This window comes from Ferruginibacter sp. HRS2-29 (assembly GCF_024343615.1).
In the GTDB taxonomy this organism is placed as follows: domain Bacteria; phylum Bacteroidota; class Bacteroidia; order Chitinophagales; family Chitinophagaceae; genus Ferruginibacter.
Genome location: NZ_RJUB01000039.1, coordinates 92,588 through 118,187, shown reverse-complemented (window position 1 = coordinate 118,187; position 25,600 = coordinate 92,588). Strand labels below are relative to the sequence as shown.

The following is a 25,600-nucleotide window of genomic DNA, read 5'->3' as shown; positions in this document are numbered from 1 at the left end:
CCTTTAGATAGAAAACAGCTCTTTGATAGGTAATTAAGATTAATAAAATTTGTGAAAGGAAATGGGGTGAACTTGACAGAGGGCTAGACTTACGATCTAATCTGTGTATCAGTCCCCATCGCCTTCCACGGTTGCAAGGCCCAATTAGAATATTAAGTCCTTAAAGACTAATTAAAGGTTTTAGGCAAAGCAACTTTTTATTAATGCTTAAAAACAAATTTATGAAAGTTCAGCACATTATCGGAGCAGACCTCTCCAAAAAAACAATTGATGTGTTTTGTCATTCTACCGGCACTCACCATTGCATTGAAAACAATGAAAGCGGATTTAGATTATTGTTGCAATGGTTTAAAGAACAGAACGTATCCACCTGCCAGGCAGGTATCTTCATGGAACATACCGGACTTTACAGTTACCTGTTTGAAGAATTTTTACATCGGTATTCGATTTTATTTGTAAAGGTGGCTGCTTTGGAAATACTAAGATCCCAGGGCATAGTAAGAGGGAAATCGGATAAAATAGACGCCAGAAGGATCGCATTATATGGGGTAGAGAAACAACATAAGCTAATACCCCATGCTCCTGTGGATAAAGATCTTGATCGCTTGAAAATGCTCAATACAGTTCGTTCCGGCCTGGTAAGACAAAAAACTTCTTTAAAATGCAGCCTTAAGGAATACCGCAATATCGGAATCAAGGAGAGTGATCTGATCATTAAATCTCAACAGAAAGTATTAGCAATGCTGGAAAAACAAATTCAGGAGTTAGCGCTGGAAACAGAGCGGCTTGTTAAAAGCAATGAAGGGATCAGCAGCAATTATGGTTATTTAAGAAGTGTCCGGGGCATAGGCCCGGTTACGGCGACTGTAACAATTATCAAAACAGCCAATTTTACCCGCTTTAAAGATGGGCGTAAGTTTGCCTGTTATTGCGGAACAGCCCCATTCGAATATAGTTCCGGCAGCAGTATTCGGGGCAAAACAAAGATCAGTCATCTGGCAGATAAGGAAATGAAGACATTACTGGATCTGGCCGCCCGATCAGCCATGCAGCACGATCCGGAACTAAAGGAATATTATCAGCGTAGGATAGCAGAAGGAAAATCAAAAAGAAGTACCATTAATATCTTAAGAAATAAATTAATTCACAGGATGTTTGCTGTTGTAAAAAGAAAATCCCCGTTTGTAGATGGATTTAAAAAGGTAGCTTAAACTATTTTTTGGTGATTTATTGATCTTAGAATACACAGAGATTAATTCAAAAAACAAACCTTTTGAATCCGTCTTTCATGAATGCTGTATGAAAATTAATGATATATCCTATTCTTTTTTCGGAAAGCCTCAGATAGCTTAGTAGTTGTGCTTCCCACACAGGATGGTATATAGCCTGCGCTTTTAATTCGATTATTAATTTATCATCCATTAGTAAATCGATCTTTAAGGCATTTTCTATCAACAGACCTTCATATTTAATGGGAACGATTTTTTGTCTTACGAAAGGAATATTTCTTGAAGACAATTCATGACAAAAACATGTCTCATAAACGCTTTCCAAAAGTCCCGGCCCTAAGTAGCTGTGAATTTTAAAAGCAATGTCAATAGCCTGTTTGGCCAATAAATTTTCCTGTGCCGATAATGGTAAAAATTTTCTATTCATATTTCTCTGTGGTTCTCTGTGGCCTCCTGTTCTCTGTGGTTCAAATAGCAAAGCAACATTAGATACGACTAGCCACCAAGTGAAAAACCTCTCAAAAAGCCGCTTTTTTTCTCCCCTGATCTCCGTTATAAAAACCTCCAATCTCTCGCCATCCTTTTTTATCTTTGTAAAAAATTATAGCTATGCCATCATTTGACATGACCAGCAAAGTGGATCTTCAGACCCTCGATAATGCCATTAACGTAGTAAATAAAGAGATCACCAACCGTTTCGATTTTAAAGGATCGCATGTAGTGATCGATCTGAATAAAAAGGATTTCAAAGTAAACCTGGAAGCCGATAGCGAAATGAAGCTCCAGCAGATCATCGACGTGCTGATCAGCCGCAGCATGAAACAGGGGCTTGCCGCTGAAGTATATGACCTGACCAAAGAACCCTATCCAAGTGGTAAAGTAACCAAGCAGGAAATCCCTGTCCGCAACGGGATAAAGCAGGAAGATGCCAAAAAGATCGTGAAACTGATAAAAGACAGCGGATTGAAAGTACAGGCGGCCATTATGGACGATATCATCCGTGTAACCGGCAAAAAGATCGATGATCTCCAGGATGTTATACAGGCCAGCAAAGGCTGGAATGTAGGAATTGCCCTTCAGTTTGTGAACATGAAAAGCTGATCTTAATGGATAATTTAATAATTTATAATGGATAATGCATTGTTTTTGATGATTTTAAGATAGATGTAAAATTCTGAGGCTAACACATAATCCATTATAAATTTATCCATTATCCATTAATTTATGCTTGTGATTTCAGTATAAAGCTCTATCTTTGCGCTTTCTAAAAATTATACGGCAAAATCCGTATTACAAACATTCAATTATGAAACAAGGTGTTCACCCAACTAATTACAGGACTGTAGTGTTCAAAGACATGAGTAATGGTACTACTTTTTTGAGCCGTTCTACAGCTGAAACCAAAGAAACTATCATTTACGAAGGAGATGGCCAGGAGTACCCGGTTATCAAGCTTGAGATTTCTAACACAAGCCACCCTTTCTACACTGGTAAAAACGTACTGGTAGATACTGCCGGTCGTATCGATAAATTCAACAAACGTTTCGGTAAAAAAGATAAAGTTGCAGAAGCTAAGCCGTCTGCAGAATAAGATTGTTTTTCATGGCTATACTTTAAAATCCCCTTGGTTCGTCCCGGGGGATTTTTTATTTCAACCATTAGAAATTACGAATTACGAATGGATTTCATTTAAATGAAGTATTCTTTCAAACTGTGCATCCTTAATTCGTATTTCGTAATTCGTAATTCGTAATTTTATAGCATGGACATTTTCTTAGATGACAGCAGGTGCCGGGAGGGTTTATTCCCCTTTACACTTACCAGGCATGCGGCCGATATCCGTATCGGGATCTATACCATTAAAGAAAAATGGCAATTGCTGACAGGGGCCAATATTTTCTCTTCAGAAGATAACATTCCCCCGTCAGCGCTCACCATCAATGCCAATATCATTCCTACAAACGACAACATCGATACGCTGGTAAAAGCCGCTTACGATAAGATCGCTGTCATGGAAACGGAGGAGATCCGCATACTGCAACATCCGTGGCAGATCTTTCAATATAATGATTGGGCACTCCGTCACGATTTTAAAATAACGTCAGAAGGCAGGCAGTCCGGGGCTTTCAGCGATACCAACACTTATATCAATCCTTCAAATATTTTTATAGAAGAAGGCGCTGATGTACAATACAGTATACTGAATGCAGTTGCCGGCCCGATATATATCGGGAAAAATACCGTGGTGATGGAAGGTAATATGATCCGAGGGCCGTTCGCTTTATGCGAAAGTGCCACATTGAAAATGGGCGGAAAAATATATGCCGCCACCACCATCGGCCCGCATTGTGTAGCAGCAGGCGAAATAAAAAATGCCGTGATGTTTGGCTTCAGCAACAAAGCACACGATGGTTACCTGGGTGACAGCGTGATAGGCGAGTGGTGCAATCTCGGCGCCGGCACCAGCAACAGCAATGTGAAAAACACGGGCGGCAGCGTACAATATTTTCTCAACAATAATATGGAATTCACCAGTGCGGGCAACAAAGGCGGGCTGCTGATGGGCGATTACAGCCGTGCCGCCATCAATACGTCTTTCAATACAGGCACTGTAGTAGGCGTTTGTTGTAACATATTCGGCGATGTATCTTCACGAAAATATCTCGCTGATTTTTCGTGGGGCAATGACCGTTATATCTTCGATAAAGCCATCAGGGATATTGATGTATGGAAGAAAATGAAAGGAAACAGTGTGAATGAAAAAGAAATTGAAATGCTGAGGAAGATCTATGAATCTCAATGAGTTCAAACGTTCTTTAACATCTTGAACCTTTGAACTTTTTAAACAACAGATAAACCAACAAACTAAAATAAATTCAATCATGCGTAAACAAATTGCTGCGGCAAACTGGAAAATGAACCTCACTCTGCAACAGGCAGAACAACTGACCGACGAATTACTGGCTGCCGGAATTTCATTGAAAGAAGATCAACTGGCTATCTTTGGCGTGCCTTTTCCATACATCACAAAGATCAGGGAGAAACTGGAAGGAACGAGCCGCTTATATGTTGCTGCGCAAAACTGCTCTGCAAATAAAAACGGTGCATATACCGGTGAAGTGAGCGCCGAAATGCTCAACAGCATCGGGCTTAAATATGTAATCATAGGCCACAGCGAACGCAGGGAATACAATCATGAAGACAATGCATTGCTGGCAAAAAAAGTTGATATTGCCTTTGAAAATGGCCTGCAGCCGATTTTTTGCTGCGGCGAGCCATTGCAGATCCGTGAAACTGAAACACAGAATACTTATGTGGAAACACAATTGAACGAAAGCCTTTTTCATCTTTCTGCTGAGCAAATGAAAAACTTCATCATCGCCTACGAGCCAATCTGGGCCATCGGTACAGGCCGTACTGCCAGCAACGAACAGGCCCAGGAAATGCATGCGCATATCCGCCAGGTACTGGCTTCTAAATATGGCGCTGAGATTGCTGATACGGTTTCTATCCTGTATGGCGGAAGCGTAAAAGCGGCCAATGCAAAGGATATTTTCGGACAGCCGGATGTTGATGGCGGATTAGTAGGTGGTGCAAGCCTCATCGCTACAGAGTTTGCGGCCATCATTGCCAGCCTTAAGTAATGGTCAATTTTATAATGGATAATGGATAATTTTCCATCTGATTGAATAAAATTCCATTTTTGAAATCACTGTCTATCGGCAGCATTATCCATTATCAATTATAAAATTATCCATTAAATATGTATCTTAAAAAATTATACCACTACAATAAACCCGGTTTTTACATCTTCTTTTTATTGTTGCTGGCGTTTCTCGCCATCAATTATAAACAGGGGGCGGTGGCAACGCCGGTTTATATGTATGGAATGTATGGTTCGCCCAGGTACAGCACAGATACACAAAACATCTGTCAGTTGTCGGTCAATGGCCGCCAACTCGATATGAATACAATCCCGTTTGCGCAACGCGACCTTTTATTGTTGTCGCCGGGTAATTATCAACTACAAAAAACAATTAATCCTGAAGTGCTGTTTTCCATGAAAAAGATATTCGGATTTACCGGGCTCATGAAAGATGATCTTTTTCTGAATCATATTTCGGATGAACAGTTTAACGATTGGTATTTGAAAACGATCAGCAAAGTATTGGGCAGGAGTGTGGCGAATGTCGTGCTCACCAGTCGCAACTTTACCTGGAGCCCGCAAGGCATGCAGCCTGTAAGTAATCCTTTAAATGAATTGAGTATTGTTGCTGACAAATAAAAATATCAATCGCTTCGCCGCTTTTTACCTGCTATGTTTCCTGCTGAGTTATGCATGGTTCTTTTTTTATGGATTTAATTTTTCCGCATTACAGCCGGTATATTTTTTAAACAAACCTGATGTTACCGGAAATTTTTTCATGCTTACGGGCTTGCAGCAACAGTTGATAAAACATCAGTGGATGAGGATACTGATGGACACCCTATACCTCCTGTTGCCTTGCCTTCTTGTGTTGGCATGTTTTAAAAAAAGCAGGCTGCAAGGTTTTCTCGCCGTTGCAACATCAGTTTTCAGTATGCTGTACGGCTATTTTTTTACTATGATGTGTTTTGGCAGCATCGAAGGATTCATTGCCTGGATGCTTGTTCCGTTGTTGTTTATTTCAACATCCACCAAGGGTTTTTATTACCTCCTGCATGGACTGCGGATATTGTTTATTCTCTTCTTTTTTACAGCGGCTCTCTGGAAAATAAGATTGGGCGGGGTTTTCAATACAGATCAGTTTTCGGGCATATTGATCTACCAGCATGCCAATTTACTGGCAGAGCATCCGCAGGGATGGTTTGCCGCGATCATTCGTTTTCTCGTGGATCATCCGGCCTGGTCTTACTGCCTGTACCTCGCGGCGTTCCTGCTGGAATTTGTTTTTGTGACAGGATTATTTACGTGTAGGTATGACCGTTATCTTATCCTGCTCTTTTGTGCATTTGCGGTAGCGGATTATTTCCTGATGGAGATCGTATATTTTTTCTGGTTGCCGTTCATGGGATGTTTTTATTTGTCGCGGCATGTATATGATCCCGAAGTAGAAAGGCTGAAGGAGCAAAACCAACGCCGATAATGTTATCTTTAAAACCCAATCAAATCTTTTAACTACCGGATGCTGGCAAAATATCTATACAGGAATATCTTATGGAGGGGGCTGCTGCAGCTTTCCGCATTCCTGCTGAACATATTGCTGGCAAGGCATTTCGGCGCAGCCATCAGCGGCGATATCTTTTACCTCGCCAGCATTTATTCCTTCATGGTGCTGTTGCTGAGCCTGAGCCTGGAATCCGGTATGACTTATTACGGCGTGAAAAATGAAGTGCCTGCAGAACGGCTGGTGAACCTTTCGCTGCTGATGAGCATTCTTTCAGCCGCATTGCTCTGGTTACTGTCTTACTTTTTTAAAGTTGGTGAAAATGGCTTGCGGCCTTTGTTTGACGCCATCTGCATTTCTTTTGTCTGCGGTAATTTATTATCCACCTACAGTAACAGCCTCTTTACCGCACGAAAAGATTTTGTGTTACCCAACATCATCGCTATAACTATCAATTGCCTGCTGATACTGGTGATGCCGGGCAATGGCATCGTTGCACAAACTTTGGCAAACGATTCTTCTTATTACAATTTTTACTTTTACAGTTTCCTGGTATCGGGCATTTTTGCGACTATTTTTTTCTGTATAAAATATATACGTATCCTCACTTTCAGGTTACCTTCCGCAGATTTTCTCAAAAAAATATTCCGGTATAGCCTTACCGCCTGGATCGGCAACCTCATTTTTTTTCTCGTTTACAGGGTCGATTATTTTTTCGTAAAAAAATATTGCATGGCAGACGACCTGGGAAATTACATTCAGGTTTCCCGGATCGCACAACTTTTTTTCCTGCTACCAACCATCCTGGCAGCGGTTATCTTTCCACTAACGGCTTCGGGTAACCGAAAAAATATGCTGAGGTTGCTGGCTGTCATGTCGCGGGTGATACTCTTTGTTTACCTGCTGGCCTGTATATTGATAGGTATTTCGGGGCAATGGCTGTTTCCCTTTATATTTGGAGACAGCTTCACTAAAATGCACACCGCCTTCCTTTATCTTACGCCGGGAATACTGGCTTTGTCGATGTCGTATTGTATTACCGCGTACAATGCCGGGGTAAACAATCTGCGGGTGAACCTTATTTCAGCCTTCATCGCTTTGCTGATCATCGCAGGAGGTAATTTAGCCCTCCTGGGATATTATTCCATCAATATTGCTGCAGCAGTCAGTAGTTTGGGCTATTTCGCTTTACTTGCTTACGTGATGATCCATGTAAAAAAAGAATATGATGGCCCTTTGAGCGATTTTTTCATCGGCCGACCTACCGACCTGGCCACATTGAAAAAGATACTGCTGAATACGATACGCCCGAAGAGCAGGCAATAACCAACTTTTATTTACATTGCACTTCAAATGAACACTACAGGCAAATCATTCCTGCAAAAATTACTCGTCAATAAAGTATCCTACACTTTGTTGAAACCCCTCGTATATATTGGCGAACGCCTGAAAGCTTCCCGTGAAAACTTTGTAGATGCCGGTGTTATAGCAGAACTGGAGCGTCAGGTATATGATATCTTTTCTGATGAAGTGGTAAAACATGGTCCTTTCAAAGGAATGAAATTCAGCCTGGAAGCGGCGGGCGATAGTTTGTCGTACTCAAAATTGCTGGGCAGTTACGAAGCCGAGATCCATCCTTTTATTCTTGCTGCCGTAAAAAGAAGGTACGATGAAGTGGTGAATATCGGCTGCCACGATGGGTATTACGCGGTAGGGATGGCCCGTCTTATGCCAGGTACGAAGATCAAGGCATTTGATACGGACCCGGATGCCCATGTAAAAACCAAAGCACTGGCGGTTCGCAACGGAGTAGAGCAACAGATGGTTTATGGTGGTACATATACTGCTGCCGAGGTATTACACAGCGACACCAACCTGCGTTCTTTTTTTATGGTGGATTGCGAAGGTGCCGAAAAAGGTATTTTTACCAGCACCAATGCAAAACAACTCCGCAATGCCGACCTGGTGATAGAATTGCACCTGCATCTCCATTATGATCTAGTGGAATATTTCAGTAAATTATTTGGAGAAACCCATGATATAGACATTGTGGACAGTGTGGATGATCATCTTAAAGCGATTAAATACGATTACCCTGAACTAAAAGACAAAAGCTACCAGCTCAAACGATACATCCTGCAGGAAAGGCCGACTTTCATGCAGTGGATCTTTCTTTCGGCAAAATCAAATTAATATGAATGGGCATGCTGCTGCAAAACGGATACTGGTGCTGCCTTCGTGGTACCCATCGGCTGTGCAGCGTGCAGTAGGTGATTTTACACAACGGCATATTCAGGCCATCTCCACCATTGCTTCGCAATATGTAATTCATGTTGTAAAGGATGAAGAGGGCACGATGACAAAAAAAAATACAACTGTAAAGCAGGTGTATGATACTTACACTGAAGAACTGATCTACTATCATCCTGTAAAGACAGGATTGCGTTTGCTGGACAGATTTATTTCCGATCGTACTTATAACAGGTTGTACAAAAAAGCCATCACAAAATACATCAGCGATCAAGGATTGCCCGAACTCACGCATGTGCATGTTGCATTAAAAGCCGGCACGATGGCTGTCTGGTTGAAAAAGAAATATGGAGTTCCTTATGTTGTAACAGAACACTGGAGTGGGTATCTCGATGCTGCGGAAGAAACCTTTACAGATCTTCATCCGCTCGTTCAGGAAAGAGGGAAGCAGGTATTTGAGCAGGCTTCAATGGTCACTACGGTTTCGTCGGTACTCGCAAAAGCACTTAAAAAGTTGTTTACGCTCCAGGCATCTGTTGTGGTACCTAATGTAGTTGACCGGGAAGTTTTTTTTGCGAAGCAGCATGAACGCACAGAAACAGTTCGTTTCATCCACGCATCTTCCATGAGCTGGCCCAAAAATATAGAAGCTATATTAAAAGCGGTTGAGTTGCTGAAGGAAAAAGATCCCCGGTTCGTCCTTCGGTTATTTGGCCCCTTATCAATTGAATGTAAGACGCTCATCCGTACCTGTGGCATCAGCGATCATATCATTCATGAAGGAGAAGTAAGTCAGCAGGTACTGGCCGCGGCCATGAGGGCTTCTGATGCATTTATCATGTATTCTCGATACGAGACTTTCGGGAATGTGATCATTGAATCAAATGCCTGCGGCCTGCCGGTGATAGCAAGCGATATCCCTGTATTCCGGGAAACTATAATAGAAAACATCAACGGTATTTTTGCGGGAAAAGACGATCCGGCCATGCTCGCTGAGAAGATGCTTCAAATGATGCAGGGAAAAATAATCTTTAATAAACAGGTGGTGATTGATTCTGCCGCAAAATATCACTATGAGGTGGTGGGACAACAATTCTCTCAACTGTATGAATCAATTAAAAATTAAGAATTAAAAATTAGCAATTAATAGTATATAACAGTATTTAAGATATGCAAACCTGATATATCCCCATTCTTAATTCTTAATTTTTAATTCTTAATTGATTTGGCATAGATTTTTCCTTAATGAGCGAAACCAACAGCCTCATTTATGAAATCATCAGGATTCATCTTAGCCGCAATAGCGGTAAGTTTATTTTTTACCCAGTGTAAAAACAATAGTAACGAGCAATCTCCCAAAAAGAAAACTGCTTCTCAAAAACAACGCAAAGCACCACCTTCGTTCACTTATACGCTTGACACTACGAAGCAATGGTTATCGAAAAATGATTCTTCTTTGAACGGCCATCAGCTTGATATACTGATGGCGGTGAACAGGACGGATGCTGACAATCTGAAAAAACTTCCGGTGATCATCGTACCTTCTGATATGAGCGGGGATATTGAGTATTACATGGGGTTTCCGCTGAGCGTGTCTTCTCTGGAAGAAGTAAACAAGATCATTTTCTTTTCATATCCATCGCAAACGTTCGCCGCTTACGATCATGGCGAGCTGGTGTACAGCGGCCCTACCAATATGGGGCGAAAAAAAGACCCTACACCCGAAGGATTGTATTTCACCAACTGGAAAGCCGAGCAGACCACCAGTACCTTCAATGATGAGTGGGATCTGAAATGGAATTTCAATATCGAAAATAAAGAGGGAATAGGCTTTCACCAGTATGAGCTTCCGGGATACCCGGCCTCCCACAGTTGCCTGCGCCTGCAGGAAAGGGATGCAAAATTTTTGTACAACTGGGCGGAGCAATGGGAACTAAAAGGCTCGGATGATATCCTGGCAAAAGGTACACCGGTAGTGGTATTCGGCACTTATCCGTTTGATGGGGAAAAGCCCTGGCTGCAGTTGGCCGGGGATCCAAAAGCATTGGATATTTCTGTAAAAGACCTTGAAGCGGTCAGCAATAAATACCTGGACAATATTTTAACAGAGCAGAAAAAAAGAGCGGACTATTTTGCCGTAAAAAATAAACAATAAAAACAGCATAAAAATCCCCGTAAATATTTACGGGGATTTTTGCTTTAATATCTTCCTGCCATGGTGGGTGGCGTAATGTCGAACTGTGTACTTTCAACCTTATCTATGGCGTTATCGGCAAGATTTTCTACACCTTCACGGATCCCTTCTATTTTATCGGTCACCCTGTCTGTTATCCTGTTCCAGCCTTCTTTCATATCGTTGCCGAGTGTAGCCAGTTTGCGCCTTGTTTTGGCTCCTTTCTGCGGAGCATATAAAATACCCAAAATAGCGCCGGCTGTAAATCCCACCAGCATTTTCTGTATTGTAGTCATGATTGTGAATTTTAGTATGCAGAAATACATACATAACTGTGCCAAAAAATGAGGAATAAGAAATGGTAAATAAGTAATAAGAAAGTGGCTGACTCATTAAGAGCAGTGCTGATCAGTCTCTCTGTTTTCCTGTAACCAGCATCTGGTTCCCGACCTCAATCTCAAATAAACCCAGCACAATCGCACTATAATGCGCCGGCAACTCATCTGTAGGTTCGGGGATCACCTGGCCGAGAAAATTGAAACCGCAGAATATGTAATAATCGATCAGCCCCTGGTTATCGCCCCAGGTATCCATACGGATGAATTTTTTATTATGTTCTTTTGCGTGAAATTTAGCCCATTCTATGATCGCTTTCACGTAATTTTTTCCACGAAAAGAAGGGTGGGTAACAATGCGATGTATGTAGATGGATGGATCCGCATTTTTTTCTTTCCAGATAAACGGATCTTCATAAGCTATGGCGAACACACAAGCCACTTCATCAGCTTCCATGATCTTCCATTGCTTGTTTCCGGCGATTTCCTTTTTAACCATATCCCGGTCAAACGGCAACCAGTGTTTATGGAATTTCGTTTTTTGATATAGCACTGCCATTTCGTAAAAATCAAAAATAGTCCCCATGTCAGCTTCAGTGCTTTGAACGATCGTCATAACTCCCATTTTAAAAAACGCTGACGGTTTCCCATTGCGCTTTTGTCATTTCAAATTTTGTTTCTTTTGTTCCATGAAGACCCACTTCAATCCAGCCTTGCAGCCTGTAAAATGTTTCAGCCCTGGTGTTGAAAGCGGTTCCAAGCCACACGGTTTTATCTGTCTGCGAAAAATACCAGTTTAACATGAGCCCATGCAATTTTTTGCCGATACCTTTTGCTTCGTATTCCGGATCGATAAAAAGGGCCCAGATATTATTGTCCACAAGATCTGCTATCGCGAAACCAACTACATCCTGGTCGATCTCGCAAACCCAGCCTTTTCCCCTTTCAAATAGAAAAGTTTTTACATCCTGATCGGGTACCAATGCAGGATCAGAAAGCGTATTTTCCTTCACGGAATTACGCACCCGTTGAATTCCCGGGATGTCTGATAACAGGGCTTCTCTGAAGATCATGGTACAAATTTAATGGGTTTTAGCACAGCGACCCAGCCGCGGGCAACACAGCGGCTGGGTTTTGATATACGACACGTGGTATCCCGAGGCGGCGGGGTGAAATGAAGATCATTTGATTAAGATTGGGGGTAATGTAAAGTTCAACACACTATCCACCATCCTGCGTTTGCCGAATTTAAGGCTAGTGAGGAAAGGGTTGATATTGTTGCCATAAGCCCTGGTACTGAGTGCAAAAAGCATCAGCCCTTTCCTGCCTCTCTTGTCAGTGAAATTTTTATAACGGTAAATATTATGCTCCGCGATGTCATTACTGCCATCTTTGGAATTTTGCGTTAACAAAAAATCGATCATATATTCACCTGTGGAAGCATTCGAAAAGGTTTCGAACTGTACGGCGGGATTGGCTTGCTTCATCACTTTCAGTTCCTGTAATTTAGCAGCTACCACATCTTTGATGTTGATGCTCCCGGTAACGGCTTCCACCATCAGCATTGAGCTAAAATGGCCTGTAGTATCGCCTTTGCGGAGATATTCCTGCTTGTAATAAGCTGGTGAGGGGTGTGATGACCAATCGAGATAATAAGCCTGCGAATTAAAATTCAGCGGGCCCGGTATCTGCAGGTAGTCGGTTTTCTGGCCATAACTGCCCATCGAGATCAATATAGCCGCCAGCAGAAAGGAAAATGCTTTATTCTTTTTCATCGAATGTTTTTTATGATGCAAAAGAAAATGCTTTTCCCCGTAACGAACTTGTTGCTGCAACAAACGGGCATGGCTGGTTTCCCAACGTTAATTGTTACTGGACAAATTCGCCTGTCGTGACAATTGTCCGTACAGGTTGCGCACTCCGGCTCTTTGCAAGACCTTCGGCCAGAAGGTGATTTTTCGGGGCTGCAGATGAAATCACATCATCAGTATTATGCCAAATAATTCAAACACGCATTGGCCCACAGGATTTTTCACCACGAAAACCTGCGCACCGAAAATATCCTGCGTTGGCGTTGGATACTCCACATATCTGCTGTTGTGAATGGCTTCTTATTACCAGTATCAGTTACCAGCCTTTCTTCGGTCTGAGTGGTTAATGTCTTGATTTCGTTTGTGCTCAATTTCTGGAGCAACCTGGTTGATTGTATTTTCATGCCAGAAGCATTCCTAAGCATGTGCCAAATTGTAACTTATTGAAAATGAATTATTTCGAAAAGCCTGAAAAATTGAGGTGTGCGCATCCGATACAGTCACCTGTTTCATATGCGTACAGTTTTCAGGTAAATGAGTCAATAGTCAATTGGTAAACCTTCGCAATGTGACAAATAATCAGGAAGTGTTGATTGCCGCATTCCGGTCGTCCGTCGTCCGTCGTCTTTGATCTGCTTCCGGCGTCCGATAAACTTTTTGTCATCTGACAGTTATGGAATAAATTTGCCCACCGTAAAAGGACTAAACAAGTAAAACAAGAAATCAACATGCGACAAATTGCCTTTAGAGAAGCTTTGCGTGAAGCTATGCAGGAAGAGATGAGACGTGACGAACGTGTATTTTTAATGGGAGAGGAAGTGGCGGAATACAATGGTGCTTACAAAGTGAGCCAGGGTATGCTGGATGAATTTGGCGAAAAAAGGGTGATCGATACACCTATCGCAGAACTTGGTTTTACGGCAATCGCTGTTGGTGCGGCTCAAAATGGCCTTCGTCCGATTGTTGAATTCATGACATGGAACTTCGCGGTATTGCCGCTTGATCAGATACTGAATACGGCTTCTAAAATGCTGGCCATGAGTGGCGGGCAGGTAGGTTGCCCGATCGTTTTCCGCGGTGCAAATGGCAGCGCTGGTCAGTTGGGTGCCCAGCACTCTACGGCATTTGAATCTATGTACGCAAATATCCCGGGCCTGAAAGTTATTTCCGTATCTAATCCATACGACGCCAAGGGGTTATTGAAAGCAGCTATTCGTGACGACGATCCCGTTGTTTTCATGGAAAGTGAAGTGATGTATGGCGATAAAGGCGAAGTGCCTGAAGAAGAATATGTTCTGCCAATCGGTAAATGTTTCGTAAAAAGGGAGGGAAAGGATGTAACCATCGTTTCTTTTAATAAAATGATGAAAGTGGCGCTTGGAGCCGCTGAAGAACTGGCCAAAGAAGGAATTGAAGCAGAAGTGATCGACGTGGCTACAATTCGTCCGCTGGATTGGTTCACCATTCTTGAAAGTGTTAAAAAAACAAACCGTTTGGTGATCGTTGAAGAGCAATGGCCGTTCGCTTCCGTTAGCTCCGAAATTGCTTACAGGATCCAGAAAGAAGGGTTCGATTACCTGGATGCACCAATCCGCAGGATCACAAGTGCCGATGCCCCAATGCATTATGCACCCAACCTTGTAGCCCTTTATTTACCGGATGTAGCACGCACCGTGAAGCTGGTGAAAGAAGTGATGTACCTTAAAAAATAACAGCATTTCTGCCGCAAGGATAAAATTGTGAAAATCTATTTGCAAAACGAATGTCAGACGAAATAAACCCGTCGAACATTCGTTTTGTTGGTATATTCCCTACTGTAACCGGCAAACAATACAATTAATCCTTTTTTTTGGTGAAAAAATATTTCTTCGTTTTCCTTTTATTACTAACTACCCACTTGTTGCAGGCGCAAAGTTTCTTCACCAGCTTTTTTGCAGGCGTAAGTAATTACAAAGGCGATCTTGGCGATGGCAATAGTGTGCTGCCTAACTCGCATCCCGCTTTTGGGGTAGGTTGCCTGTACGAGTTCAATCACCGCATGCTGGTACGACTGGACGGTACTTTTGGTAAAGTGAGCGGTTCTGATAAACTTAGCCGCAATCGCGACAGAAACCTGAGTTTTTACAGCAAGATCAACGAATTTTCCGTAAGCTTCGAGTATGTACTTTTTGATCTTTATGATTATAAGGTCTCCCCATATGCTATCCTGGGCGTAGGGCGTTTTAACTTCAATCCGTTTACCAAAAACAAAAACGACCAGGTAGTAAATCTTTACGAGCAAAATACCGAAGGACAAGGGTTTTATAAAGACAGAAAAGCCTATAAACTTACGCAGACCTCCATTCCGTTCGGCGGAGGATTACAATGGGCTATCAATGATGATAAACGTCTGGCAATTGTAGTTGGGATACGCAAAACATTTACAGACTATCTTGACGATGTAAGCACAACTTATGTAGACCAGGCTTTGCTTACGGAAAAAAGAGGAAGTAATGCTGCCAGCCTTGCTTACAGGGGTGGCGAAGTAGGGGCGGGTAGTTATCCCCGTGATGGTGCAAAACGTGGTAATTCCAATAATAAAGACTGGTATTCATTCTCCGGCATAAGTTATCGCGTGCGGCTTAAAGCCCGCGGAGCCAAAGCCCGCAATATACGCGTGGATAAGATAAGTAATAATAAGTCGAAAACGAGTTGCCCTAAGTTCTAGTGGCTGACGACAGACCACGGACTACAGACGAAAGACCACAGATGCCCGGCTACTCTTTACCGGAAATCGTCACAGGTAGTACACCTCCGATCACAGATCATACATCATAGATCATACATCATAGATCATACATCTTAGATCATACATCATACATTAATTCTACCTTTGTACAATGCTGTATAGATCATTAGAAGAATGCCTCATCGACCTTGAGAAGAAAGGGCAATTGATAAGGATAAAAGAAGAAGTGGATCCACATCTGCAAATGGCGGCAATTCATTTACGTGTTCATGAAAATGGTGGTCCTGCCATTTTATTTGAAAAAGTAAAAGGGAGCAGGTTCAGGGCTGTGTCCAATATTTACGGAACATTGGAACGTAGTAAGATCATCTTCCGCGATACGCTGGATACCGTTCAGCAATTGATCGAAATAAAAAACGATCCGGTAAAAGCCATCAAAAGCCCTGTCAAAAATTTCAGCGCGGGGCTGGCCGCGTTGAAAGCACTGCCACTGAAAAACCCGATTTCGAAACCTGTTTTGTTTGAAGAAATAAACATCAGCGATCTCCCGCTGATCCGGCACTGGCCGATGGATGGCGGCGCATTCGTAACCCTCCCACAGGTATATACCGAGGATGCCGATAAACCCGGGATCATGAGTGCCAACCTGGGAATGTATCGTATCCAACTCAGCGGTAATGATTATGTGCAGGATAAAGAGATAGGCTTGCACTACCAGTTGCATCGAGGTATAGGTGTGCACCAGGCAAAAGCCAACAAACTTGGGAAACCTCTCAAAGTAAGCATATTTGCCGGAGGGCCACCTTCACATGCAGTGGCTGCAGTAATGCCGTTGCCCGAGGGTATCAGCGAAATGACTTTTGCCGGGGTGCTTGGCGGAAGAAGATTCCGGTATGTTTACAAAGATGGTTTCTGTATCAGTACCGATGCAGATTTTGTGATCACCGGTGAAGTTTTTCCTAATGAAAATAAACCTGAGGGGCCGTTCGGCGATCATCTCGGGTATTATAGTCTGAAACACGATTTCCCCCTTATGAGAGTACATAAGGTTTATGCAAAGAAAAATGCCATCTGGCCCTTTACCGTGGTGGGGCGTCCTCCGCAGGAAGATACCAGTTTTGGGCAGCTTATTCATGCCATGACGGGCAGCGCCTTACAACAGGAGATCCCCGGATTAAAAGAAGTGCATGCAGTAGATGCCGCCGGCGTACACCCGTTACTGTTAGCCATCGGAAGTGAGCGGTATACACCTTATGCGCAGACAAAACAACCGGCAGAATTATTAACCATCGCCAATCATATATTGGGAACAGGCCAATTGAGCCTTGCCAAATTTTTATTCATCACTGCAGATGACGACAATAAAATAACTACACATAACGTGAACGAGTACCTGCAGTTTGTACTACAACGTATAGATTGGAAAAGGGATGTTCATTTTTACACCAACACCACCATTGATACCTTGGATTATTCCGGTACCTCCATCAACAGTGGCAGCAAAGTGGTATTTGCCGCCTACGGCGAAAAGATAAGGGCTTTGGCTAACCAATTTTCTCTTATAGGTTTCCCCGAAGCAAAAATCGCTTTGCCGGGAGTTGTTGTGTTAAAGACAGCTCCATTTACAACCCAGGCTGCTGCTGCAATTGAAGCGCAACAGCTCAGCGATTCATTGAAAAATAAACTGAGTGAGTTAAATGGTATCGCGTTGATCATTCTTGCAGACGATGCTAATTTTACCAGCGCTACGCTGAATAATTTCCTTTGGGTAACTTTTACCCGTTGCAATCCATCGCATGATATTTATGGGGTAGATAGTTTTACTATAAACAAACACTGGGGCTGTAATGGCCCGCTGATCATCGATGCACGTAAAAAGCCGCACCATGCGCCGGAACTTATAAAGGATGAAACAGTGGAAAGGAGTATCGGTCATCTTTTTGAAAAGGGCGGGAGCTTATATGGTTACGGGTGACGGGATACGGGTTTTGATCGTTTGCGAAGAACTCTGCGAGAACCCTGTCCCCTCATGTTCTCTGCGGTTGAACCAACTTCTTATTGTGGAGAACATGAGTAAATAGCGTTCCCGCAGAGAGAAAAATACAAAGGCTGCAATTTAATTGCAGCCTTTAAAGTATTATTACGTTTCGCTAACGGTCAAAAAACTCTTCAGCGTCACCTGATCTTAATTCCCTTTGATCATGAATACATAATCTTCCATCTTCTTGATCTGTGTTTCCCTCGGTAGCCCACGCAAGCCAGATGTGGAAGTTATTTTGATATCGCTGTGATCTTTTAACTTTTTCACTTCATCCACAGCCCTGTAAATGTTGGCTGATTTTATCGCGAATACCACACCATCCGCATCATTTTCTGCACTGGTAATGATACCGATCAGTTCCCCATTTTTGGTAACAACAGGAGAACCACTGCTGCCTTCATTAGCCGAAGTGCTCAACTGACAATAAGTGGTATCCATTTTAAAACCGTTCTTGGCGCTAACATACCCTTCTCCATAAACGATCTCCTGTTTAGGAAAACCCAGCATGAAAACCTGTTCTCCAAGATCAGCATTTCTTTTCCTGATAGAGTAGGGAAGAGATGGCAGCTTTTTGAAATCCTTATCATTTACTTTCAGTATGGCGATATCATGCTGTTTGTTCACATAAATAGACCTTGCAGAAAACTGTTGCCCTTTGTTATTTTCAATGATGAGATAGTTCTTGGCATCATTGATCACGTGAGCATTGGTAACTATATAATTATTGTTGGGATCGATCAAAAAGCCAGTTGCCCTGAATTTAGAAACAACTTTGATTACGTTGGTAGATTTTGTAACTGCCGGGAAGTTGTTGTTATTACTTTCAGCAAGGCTATCCAATTTGATAGACATTTTGTTGATGCTATCTCCCTGGATCTTAGTTATGTCGGACAACAATTTGAGATCACCTTCTTTCCCTTTGTTGGTAACAGTAGAAACTACAGAAGCTATAAAAATCGATACCAAACCGGCAATCGAGGCCGCAACCGCGGTAATACGTTTATATTTATTCCAAAGCTGAATAACTTTAGCCGGTTGTTTGGCAGGAGCTTTTGAAATGAAGCCTGCGCTAACCAGGTTGGCTTCCACTTCATGCAAGGCATGTTTGAAACTTTTGGTTCCACCGTAATTATTCAATTCGTTCAAAAAGAAAAGTTGTTCTACAACAGCCTGATCCAGTTCGGGATTATTTTTTCTGAGATCTTCGAAATAGATCTTTTCCTGCGCAGACATTTCACCGTTCACGAATCGTTCCACCGCATCTATGAGTAAAGTATCTTCCATCACTATTCTACATTTTTATATTGAGCAAAAAATAATTTTTTTAATCTGACCAGGCATTTATACTTCTGCGTTTTGGCATTGTCCGCATTGGTATATCCAAAATCAGCTGCTATCTCCTGCATATGTTTCTTTTGAATATAATAAGCTTCCAAAAGGCTTTTGCAGGGTTCGCCGATTTTCCCCATCGCATTTTCCATCAGGGTGAAATCGTGCTGCTTTTTTTCGTGGTTTTCAATTTCTTCTTCAACAGGTACGGTTTCTTCGAGGTGTTCAGATTGAACCGTATAACGGTTCATTTGCTGTAACTTCTTCAACCATAATCTCCTGCAAATGGAGTAGATAAAGGTTTTTAACTGGCAATTGAGCTCGAAATGCTCCTGTTTGGCTTTTTCAAAAAGAACTATCATGGCTTCCTGGAAAATGTCCGCGGCGTCATCGGTAGTTCCACTGTTGTTGATAACCAATGACTTAACCATGTTGTAATGCTCTCTATAGATACGTTCTATCGAGGTTTTATCCTCAGTAGCAAGCCCTTTCAGTAAAGTCTTCTCTTGTTCTAATGTATTCACCAGTCTGTTTATATTAATACTTTATTGTTCGTTAAGTAACCCAAAGCAACGAAAAAAAAAGTTTTTAAAAAAGTTGGGTTACCTTTTTTAACTCCCGGTATTAATAAGAAATTATAATTTTTAATTAATTAAACAAAAACAATGAAAAAATTCTTAGCAATCGCAGTTATCGCAGCATCTTTTGTAGCTTGTAACGATGGCGAAAAGAAAGTAGAAGAAACTAAATCTACTGACACAGCAACTGTTGTAACTCCAGCAACTACTACTGCTCCAGCTGATACTGCTACTGTAGTAAAAGATACTACTGTTAAAGTAACTACTACTACTGATACTCTGAAAAAATAATTTTTCGTGTATAAGTAATATCAATAACTCGTTTGCCGGTTATCGATAGTATAAAGATTTTCAGGCAAGCAATCGTAAGAACCCCGCGGATTTCCGCGGGGTTCAATTTTTAAATTGATGAAAATCCGATTGTGTCAATTTCGAAACAGCAGTTTCAATTTTGACACAAGGCCTGCAAAATTATTTTGTCTGTTAGTACAGTAACATCTAAGGTTGATTCTAAAGCGAAATCAGGTTGTCGTTTTCAAAATCAGCACTTATTTTATTCGGTTTGTTCATTAAAAAAACTTTTTTTTGTTTTTATGAATCAAACTTCTACTTTTACACTCTTAATGGCAACAGCAACTACATACAACTGGTCATCTTATTTTTACTTTTATTTTAGTAAGAAGCCGGGAGCTTGTGTGTAACTGAGTATAAAAAATAAACAGCTTTACATAAGAAAGTCCCGGCTCATCAGCCGGGACTTTTGTTTTTTAGTCCAAAATGATACTAACTGATGAACAAATTGACAGAATCTAAAAAAGTAGCCATCCAGGGGTTTGAAGGAAGTTTTCACCAGACCGCCACCCGGCAATTTTTTGGAAAAAATGTAGAAGTGGCCTGCTGCGCAACTTTCAGGGAACTGATAAAAAAGGCGGAAGACAGAACGCAAACGGACGCGGCTGTAATGGCGATTGAAAATTCTATTGCCGGCAGTATTCTCGCCAACTACAATCTACTTCAGAGATCGTCCCTCACTATCACCGGCGAAATTTACCTACAGATAAAACAAAACCTTCTTGTCAACCCGGGTGTATCATTAGAAGATATCCGCGAAGTCCATTCGCACCCGATGGCGCTTCAGCAGTGCCTCGAATTTCTCGACAAATACAATTGGAAACTGGTAGAAACAGAAGATACCGCTCTTAGCGCAAAACATATTCATCAGCATAAAAGCAAGCATGTAGCGGCCATAGCGGGAAAACTGGCAGCAGAATTATTCGATCTGGAAATGATCGCACCGAATATTCATACACTTAAAAATAATTACACCCGTTTTCTCGTACTACAGCGCGAAAAAGAAGCGCTAGAAGTAGAAGGGGCCAACAAAGCTTCCGTGAATTTCAGTACGGATCATACAAAAGGCAGCCTGGTAAAGGTTTTAGGGAAAATAGCAGAAGCCGATATAAATCTTAGTAAACTACAGTCATTCCCGATTCCCGGAAGCAATTTCAATTATTCTTTCCATGCCGATATGGAATTCGATGACAAAGATCAGTTCTATAAGCTGGTGGAAAAAATAAAACCGGTGACAAATACTTTTAAGATCTATGGATTGTATAAAAATGGGAATAAATAACTTTTGTTACAGGAATTGAAGCTAATTACACGAATTGCACGAATTATCTTTTGTAGCATTTCAATTTAAGTAAGTCGCTTCAACTCTTTAAAACATAATTCGTATAATTAGAAAAATCAGTGAAATAAAAAAACATGCAAACAGCAAAACGTCTTTCAGGCATCAATGAATATTACTTCTCTCAAAAATTGCGGGAGATAGATGTTATGAATAAGGCAGGAAAAAATGTGATCAATCTTGGTATCGGCAGTCCTGATATGCCGCCGCATCCTGATGTGATCAAAGTGTTGAATGAAGAAAGTGTAAAACCTAACGTACACGCCTACCAGAATTACAAAGGCAGCCCAGTATTGAGGAATGCTATGGCTCAATGGTATAAAAAATGGTATCATGTGGAACTTGACCCTGAGACAGAAATATTGCCCCTGATCGGAAGCAAGGAAGGTATCATGCACATCTGCATGACCTACCTCAATGAAGGTGACATCGCACTGATACCTGATCCCGGTTATCCGACTTACAGCAGTGCGGTTTCCCTGGCAGGTGGCGTGCCGGTTACTTATCAGTTGAGTGCCGAAAATAAATGGTATCCTGATTTTGATTCCATCAGTGAAATCCTGAAAGATAACGGTACCGCACAAACGCTGATGTTCGTGAATTATCCGCACATGCCTACAGGCCAGCTTCCTACAACAGAAGGGATGGAAAAACTTATCGCTTTTGCAAAAGCGAATAACATTTTATTGGTGCATGATAATCCATACAGTTTTATCCTCAATGATCATCCCATGAGCCTGCTGAGTATTGAAGGTGCAAAGCAGGTAGTGGTAGAATTGAATTCATTGAGCAAAAGTCACAATATGGCGGGATGGCGTGTAGGCATACTGAGCGGTGCAAAAGAACGCATCAACGAAATATTAAAATTCAAAAGTAATATGGACAGCGGAATGTTTCTTCCGCTACAACTCGCCGCAGCAAAGGCCTTAACATTAGGACAGGAATGGCATGACAGCGTGAATGAAGTTTACCGTAAACGTCAGCAAAAAGTTTTTACTCTTTTGGAAATATTGAATTGCAATTTCGATCGCAACCAGGCCGGAATGTTTGTGTGGGCAGCAATTCCTGACAATTATGCAACAGGATATGAATTGACGGATGCCGTTTTGCAACAGGCAAATGTATTCATCACGCCCGGGGGCATATTCGGTAAAGCAGGAGATAAATATGTGAGGGTAAGTCTTTGCAGTCCGGAAGAAAAAATAACAGAAGCGATCGACAGAATCAACCAAACGGGATCTTTCAATCTGAAAACAGCATGATGAACGACAATAATGATAAACAACTGGTAAATAATGTAGCGGTGGTAGGCATCGGGCTCATTGGTGGTTCGATGGCGCTGGCATTAAAGGAAAAAAATATAGCCGGAAAAATATATGGCGTAGATGCCAACAGCTCGCACTGCGAAAAGGCGATGGCATTGGGATTGGTGGATGAAATACAAACAATGGAAGAGGCTATCAGGTTATCGGACGTGATAATTTTGGCAGTGCCGGTAAATATTGCGGATGCATTACTGCCACGGATCCTGCAATTGTCGGAAGGTAAAGTGGTGATGGATGTGGGCTCTACAAAAAATGCCATCTGCCAGAGTGCCGCCACATCGGTAAACAGTCACCGTTTTGTTGCTACGCACCCTATGTGGGGTACAGAGTTCAGTGGTCCGGAAGCCGCAGTTACAGGAGCTTTCGTAAATAAAGCAGTAGTGATCTGTGATAAAAAAAATAGTGCGCCTGATGCAGTTTCACTCGTGGAAAGTATTTACAAAAGATTGGGGATGCATATTCTTTTCATGGATTCGGTTTCGCATGATGTACATACAGCGTACATTTCACACATATCGCATATTTCGTCTTTCGCGTTAGCGAATACGGTTTTGGAAAAAGAAAAAGAAGATGAAAATATTTTCGAACTGGCGAGTGGTGGTTTTGAAAGCACTGTGAGGCTTGCAAAAAGTAATATCGATACCTGGGTGCCGGTATTCAAACAGAATAAAGAGAATGTACTGGATGTATTGAACGAACATATTGCTCAATTGAAAAAATTCAAAAGCTGCCTCGAAAAAGAAAATTTTGAGTACCTGGGAGAACTGATACAGAATGCGAATAAGATTAAGCGAATACTTAAATAAATTACGAATTAATTCATCACATACACATTAATAAAACAAGATAGAATGAACGACAACATCAAAGAAGTCTGGAACAAACGTCCGTTGATCATCAGCGGCCCATGCAGTGCCGAAACTGAAGAGCAGGTGCTCGAAACAGCCCGTAGGCTGGCTGCTACCGGCAAGGTAAATATGCTTCGTGCAGGGATATGGAAGCCAAGAACCAAGCCCGGCCTGTTTGAAGGTATTGGTACAAAAGGTTTACCATGGCTGTTGAAAGCAAAACAGGAAACCGGCTTGCCAACTACAGTGGAAGTGGCTACGGCAAAACATGTGCAGGATGCCTTACAGTTTGATGTTGACGTATTATGGATCGGCGCCAGGACAACAGTGAACCCTTTCAGTGTGCAGGAAGTAGCGGATGCGTTGAAAGGTGTAGACATACCGGTGCTGATAAAAAATCCGATCAATCCGGATCTTGAATTATGGAGTGGTGCTATCGAACGCCTTCAAAAAGCCGGGCTCAAGGACATCGGGATGATCCATCGTGGATTTTCTTCTTATGGTAATACTCAATTCCGCAATGCCCCGATGTGGCATCTGCCGATAGAAATGAAAAGGCGTTTCCCGGAAATGCTGCTGGTGTGCGATCCTTCTCATATATGTGGCAACAGAACGATGCTGCAGGATGTTTCGCAAAAAAGTATTGATCTGGATTTCGGAGGGTTGATGATCGAAAGCCACATCGATCCGGATAATGCATGGAGCGACGCTAAACAACAGATCACACCTGAAAGACTGAGCGAAATGCTGGGAGACCTGGTGTGGAGGGAAGAAAATATTTCTACACAGGAGTTCATAACGGCACTGGCTACACTAAGGGAGCAGATCAATCATATTGACGATGAATTGCTGACACTGATCGGACAACGAATGAAGATTGCCGATAAGATCGGGCAATACAAACGCGATAATAACGTGACCATCCTTCAAACCAATCGATGGAATGAGATCCTTGACAGGGCAGTAGCAAAAGGGGAAGCATTAGGATTGAGCAAAGAATTCATCATTCGTTATTTTGATGCAGTACATTTGGAAAGTATCAGTCACCAGAACAAGATCATGTACGATCAAAAATAAAAAATCATGAAGGAACAGACACATTTGTTTTCCAATAAATCGGTGAATTACATTTTTGGAGGAAACATAACCGGAACGCTGGAACAATATGACAGAGAGAAGATCGTCATCATTACAGATGAGAATGTCCATCGGTATCACCACGGTGTTTTTGAAAAATTCAGGACTATCGTTTTAAAAGCAGGTGAACAATATAAAACCCAGCAAACAGTTGATGGTATCATTGTGCAGTTGCTGGAGATGCAGGCCGATAAAAACACGGTAATAGTAGGAGTGGGTGGAGGAGTAGTGACGGATATGGCCGGTTATGCCGCAAGCATTTTCAAACGCGGAGTAAGGCTTGTATTGGTTCCTACCTCAATCCTTGCCATGGTGGATGCCGCCGTCGGGGGTAAAAATGGTGTAGATGTCGGCGTATATAAAAATATGGTAGGTACGGTTTATCAACCGGAGATCATACTTTTCGATCATGACTTTCTGAAAACATTGCCTTATGAAGAATGGGTGAATGGTTTTGCGGAAGTGATCAAACATGCGTGTATCAAAGACCGTAAATATTTTGAATTCCTGGAGCAGCATGAACTACAGGATTTCATGGATGATGGCGAATTGATAGCGGATCTTATCATGAAAAATGTTGGTATCAAAACTGCTATCGTCATTGAAGATGAATTTGAAACAGGAGAAAGGAAGTTGCTGAATTTCGGCCATACACTTGGCCATGCGATAGAAAATATTTATCACTTGCCTCATGGTCATGCAGTAAGCATCGGGATGATGGCAGCCTGCACTATTTCTGAAGAGATCAAAAATTTTCCTTCGGAAGACAAGGGGAGAGTTAAAGCATTGCTTTTAAAATACCAGCTTCCGGTGAAGATTAAATATGAAACAGAAAAGATATGGAAGGTATTGCTGATGGATAAAAAAAGACAGAATGATTCTATGAGTTTTGTGCTGCTGAGGTCTATCGGCGATGGTATTATCCAATCCATACCGTTGGTTCAGTTACACGATCTGCTGGACCAGGGAGTGTAATGAT

27 protein-coding genes and 1 pseudogene are annotated in these 25,600 nt (G+C 42.0%); 20 read left to right on the top strand and 8 right to left on the bottom strand.

What is annotated here, in order from left to right; genetic code table 11:
- Positions 1-221: 221 nt before the first annotated feature.
- Positions 222-1,211: an IS110 family transposase gene (locus EGI32_RS10550; RefSeq protein WP_255154530.1), complete on the top strand. Its 990-nt coding sequence runs from the start codon at positions 222-224 to the stop codon at positions 1,209-1,211.
- 46 nt (positions 1,212-1,257) lie between these two features.
- Here EGI32_RS10550 and EGI32_RS10545 read toward each other — a convergent pair whose 3' ends face one another.
- Entirely contained in the window at positions 1,258-1,797 is a 540-nt protein-coding gene (locus EGI32_RS10545; RefSeq protein ID WP_255155361.1) for a GxxExxY protein, read from the bottom strand.
- 41 nt (positions 1,798-1,838) lie between these two features.
- Here EGI32_RS10545 and EGI32_RS10540 point away from each other — a divergent pair, with 41 nt between their 5' ends.
- From EGI32_RS10540 to EGI32_RS10495, 10 genes are all read left to right on the top strand, one after another.
- Positions 1,839-2,330, top strand: a complete 492-nt coding sequence (locus EGI32_RS10540; protein WP_255155360.1) for a YajQ family cyclic di-GMP-binding protein — start codon at positions 1,839-1,841, stop codon at positions 2,328-2,330.
- A gap of 205 nt (positions 2,331-2,535) precedes the next feature.
- Entirely contained in the window at positions 2,536-2,820 is a 285-nt protein-coding gene (locus tag EGI32_RS10535) for a type B 50S ribosomal protein L31 (RefSeq protein WP_255155359.1), read from the top strand.
- A gap of 171 nt (positions 2,821-2,991) precedes the next feature.
- A complete protein-coding gene (locus EGI32_RS10530; protein WP_255155358.1) occupies positions 2,992-4,032 on the top strand; it encodes a putative sugar nucleotidyl transferase in 1,041 nt (346 codons plus the stop codon).
- A gap of 79 nt (positions 4,033-4,111) precedes the next feature.
- Positions 4,112-4,873: a triose-phosphate isomerase gene (gene tpiA, locus EGI32_RS10525; RefSeq protein ID WP_255155357.1), complete on the top strand. Its 762-nt coding sequence runs from the start codon at positions 4,112-4,114 to the stop codon at positions 4,871-4,873.
- Between the two features lie 119 nt (positions 4,874-4,992).
- Positions 4,993-5,514 carry a hypothetical protein gene (locus EGI32_RS10520; RefSeq protein WP_255155356.1) on the top strand — a complete coding sequence of 174 codons (522 nt, stop codon included), beginning with the start codon at positions 4,993-4,995 and terminating at the stop codon, positions 5,512-5,514.
- Positions 5,501-6,355, top strand: a complete 855-nt coding sequence (locus EGI32_RS10515; RefSeq protein ID WP_255155355.1) for a hypothetical protein — start codon at positions 5,501-5,503, stop codon at positions 6,353-6,355. The genes EGI32_RS10520 and EGI32_RS10515 overlap by 14 nt, the downstream gene beginning before the upstream one ends.
- 39 nt (positions 6,356-6,394) lie before the next feature.
- The gene (locus EGI32_RS10510; protein ID WP_255155354.1) at positions 6,395-7,702 is read left to right on the top strand and encodes a lipopolysaccharide biosynthesis protein; all 1,308 of its coding nucleotides are present in this window, start codon (positions 6,395-6,397) and stop codon (positions 7,700-7,702) included.
- Positions 7,703-7,729: 27 nt separating this feature from the next.
- A complete protein-coding gene (locus EGI32_RS10505; RefSeq protein WP_255155353.1) occupies positions 7,730-8,569 on the top strand; it encodes a hypothetical protein in 840 nt (279 codons plus the stop codon).
- A 1-nt stretch (position 8,570) separates the two neighbouring features.
- Positions 8,571-9,752: a glycosyltransferase gene (locus EGI32_RS10500; protein ID WP_255155352.1), complete on the top strand. Its 1,182-nt coding sequence runs from the start codon at positions 8,571-8,573 to the stop codon at positions 9,750-9,752.
- Between the two features lie 144 nt (positions 9,753-9,896).
- A complete protein-coding gene (locus EGI32_RS10495; RefSeq protein ID WP_255155351.1) occupies positions 9,897-10,781 on the top strand; it encodes a L,D-transpeptidase in 885 nt (294 codons plus the stop codon).
- A gap of 44 nt (positions 10,782-10,825) precedes the next feature.
- Here EGI32_RS10495 and EGI32_RS10490 read toward each other — a convergent pair whose 3' ends face one another.
- The 5 genes from EGI32_RS10490 to EGI32_RS10470 form a co-directional block, all read right to left on the bottom strand.
- On the bottom strand, positions 10,826-11,095 hold the full coding sequence (locus tag EGI32_RS10490; RefSeq protein WP_255155350.1) for a YtxH domain-containing protein: 270 nt from the start codon (positions 11,093-11,095) through the stop codon (positions 10,826-10,828).
- A gap of 112 nt (positions 11,096-11,207) precedes the next feature.
- Positions 11,208-11,750 (bottom strand): GNAT family N-acetyltransferase, encoded by a 543-nt coding sequence (locus tag EGI32_RS10485; RefSeq protein ID WP_255155349.1) that lies wholly within the window; start codon positions 11,748-11,750, stop codon positions 11,208-11,210.
- Between the two features lie 10 nt (positions 11,751-11,760).
- Positions 11,761-12,207 carry a GNAT family N-acetyltransferase gene (locus tag EGI32_RS10480; protein ID WP_255155348.1) on the bottom strand — a complete coding sequence of 149 codons (447 nt, stop codon included), beginning with the start codon at positions 12,205-12,207 and terminating at the stop codon, positions 11,761-11,763.
- A 108-nt stretch (positions 12,208-12,315) separates the two neighbouring features.
- Positions 12,316-12,909 carry a hypothetical protein gene (locus tag EGI32_RS10475; protein ID WP_255155347.1) on the bottom strand — a complete coding sequence of 198 codons (594 nt, stop codon included), beginning with the start codon at positions 12,907-12,909 and terminating at the stop codon, positions 12,316-12,318.
- A 257-nt stretch (positions 12,910-13,166) separates the two neighbouring features.
- Positions 13,167-13,349 (bottom strand): hypothetical protein, encoded by a 183-nt coding sequence (locus tag EGI32_RS10470; protein WP_255155346.1) that lies wholly within the window; start codon positions 13,347-13,349, stop codon positions 13,167-13,169.
- Positions 13,350-13,649: 300 nt separating this feature from the next.
- Between EGI32_RS10470 and EGI32_RS10465 the strand changes: the two are divergent.
- The 3 genes and pseudogenes from EGI32_RS10465 to EGI32_RS10455 all read left to right on the top strand — a co-directional run.
- Positions 13,650-14,657, top strand: a pseudogene (locus EGI32_RS10465) (pyruvate dehydrogenase complex E1 component subunit beta); the annotation flags it as partial.
- 140 nt (positions 14,658-14,797) lie between these two features.
- Positions 14,798-15,652 carry a DUF6089 family protein gene (locus EGI32_RS10460; protein WP_255155345.1) on the top strand — a complete coding sequence of 285 codons (855 nt, stop codon included), beginning with the start codon at positions 14,798-14,800 and terminating at the stop codon, positions 15,650-15,652.
- 172 nt (positions 15,653-15,824) lie between these two features.
- Positions 15,825-17,648, top strand: a complete 1,824-nt coding sequence (locus tag EGI32_RS10455) for a UbiD family decarboxylase (RefSeq protein ID WP_255155344.1) — start codon at positions 15,825-15,827, stop codon at positions 17,646-17,648.
- A gap of 210 nt (positions 17,649-17,858) precedes the next feature.
- On the opposite strand, the gene EGI32_RS10450 is transcribed toward EGI32_RS10455, so the two are convergent.
- Positions 17,859-18,998: a serine protease gene (locus EGI32_RS10450; RefSeq protein WP_255155343.1), complete on the bottom strand. Its 1,140-nt coding sequence runs from the start codon at positions 18,996-18,998 to the stop codon at positions 17,859-17,861.
- 2 nt (positions 18,999-19,000) lie between these two features.
- Positions 19,001-19,567, bottom strand: a complete 567-nt coding sequence (locus EGI32_RS10445; protein WP_255155342.1) for a sigma-70 family RNA polymerase sigma factor — start codon at positions 19,565-19,567, stop codon at positions 19,001-19,003.
- A 141-nt stretch (positions 19,568-19,708) separates the two neighbouring features.
- Between EGI32_RS10445 and EGI32_RS10440 the strand changes: the two genes are divergently transcribed.
- The 6 genes from EGI32_RS10440 to aroB all read left to right on the top strand — a co-directional run bounded on the left by EGI32_RS10440 (position 19,709) and on the right by aroB (position 25,596).
- Positions 19,709-19,912 carry a hypothetical protein gene (locus EGI32_RS10440; protein ID WP_255155341.1) on the top strand — a complete coding sequence of 68 codons (204 nt, stop codon included), beginning with the start codon at positions 19,709-19,711 and terminating at the stop codon, positions 19,910-19,912.
- 499 nt (positions 19,913-20,411) lie between these two features.
- Positions 20,412-21,254: a prephenate dehydratase gene (locus tag EGI32_RS10435; RefSeq protein WP_255155340.1), complete on the top strand. Its 843-nt coding sequence runs from the start codon at positions 20,412-20,414 to the stop codon at positions 21,252-21,254.
- 134 nt (positions 21,255-21,388) lie between these two features.
- Positions 21,389-22,573 carry a pyridoxal phosphate-dependent aminotransferase gene (locus tag EGI32_RS10430; protein WP_255155339.1) on the top strand — a complete coding sequence of 395 codons (1,185 nt, stop codon included), beginning with the start codon at positions 21,389-21,391 and terminating at the stop codon, positions 22,571-22,573.
- Positions 22,570-23,442, top strand: a complete 873-nt coding sequence (locus tag EGI32_RS10425) for a prephenate dehydrogenase (RefSeq protein ID WP_255155338.1) — start codon at positions 22,570-22,572, stop codon at positions 23,440-23,442. Before EGI32_RS10430 ends, EGI32_RS10425 begins: the two co-directional genes overlap by 4 nt.
- Before the next feature lie 45 nt (positions 23,443-23,487).
- Positions 23,488-24,561, top strand: a complete 1,074-nt coding sequence (locus EGI32_RS10420; protein WP_255155337.1) for a chorismate mutase — start codon at positions 23,488-23,490, stop codon at positions 24,559-24,561.
- A gap of 6 nt (positions 24,562-24,567) precedes the next feature.
- Complete coding sequence (gene aroB, locus EGI32_RS10415) at positions 24,568-25,596, top strand: 3-dehydroquinate synthase (protein ID WP_255155336.1); 1,029 nt, start codon at positions 24,568-24,570, stop codon at positions 25,594-25,596.
- Positions 25,597-25,600 lie beyond the last annotated feature (4 nt).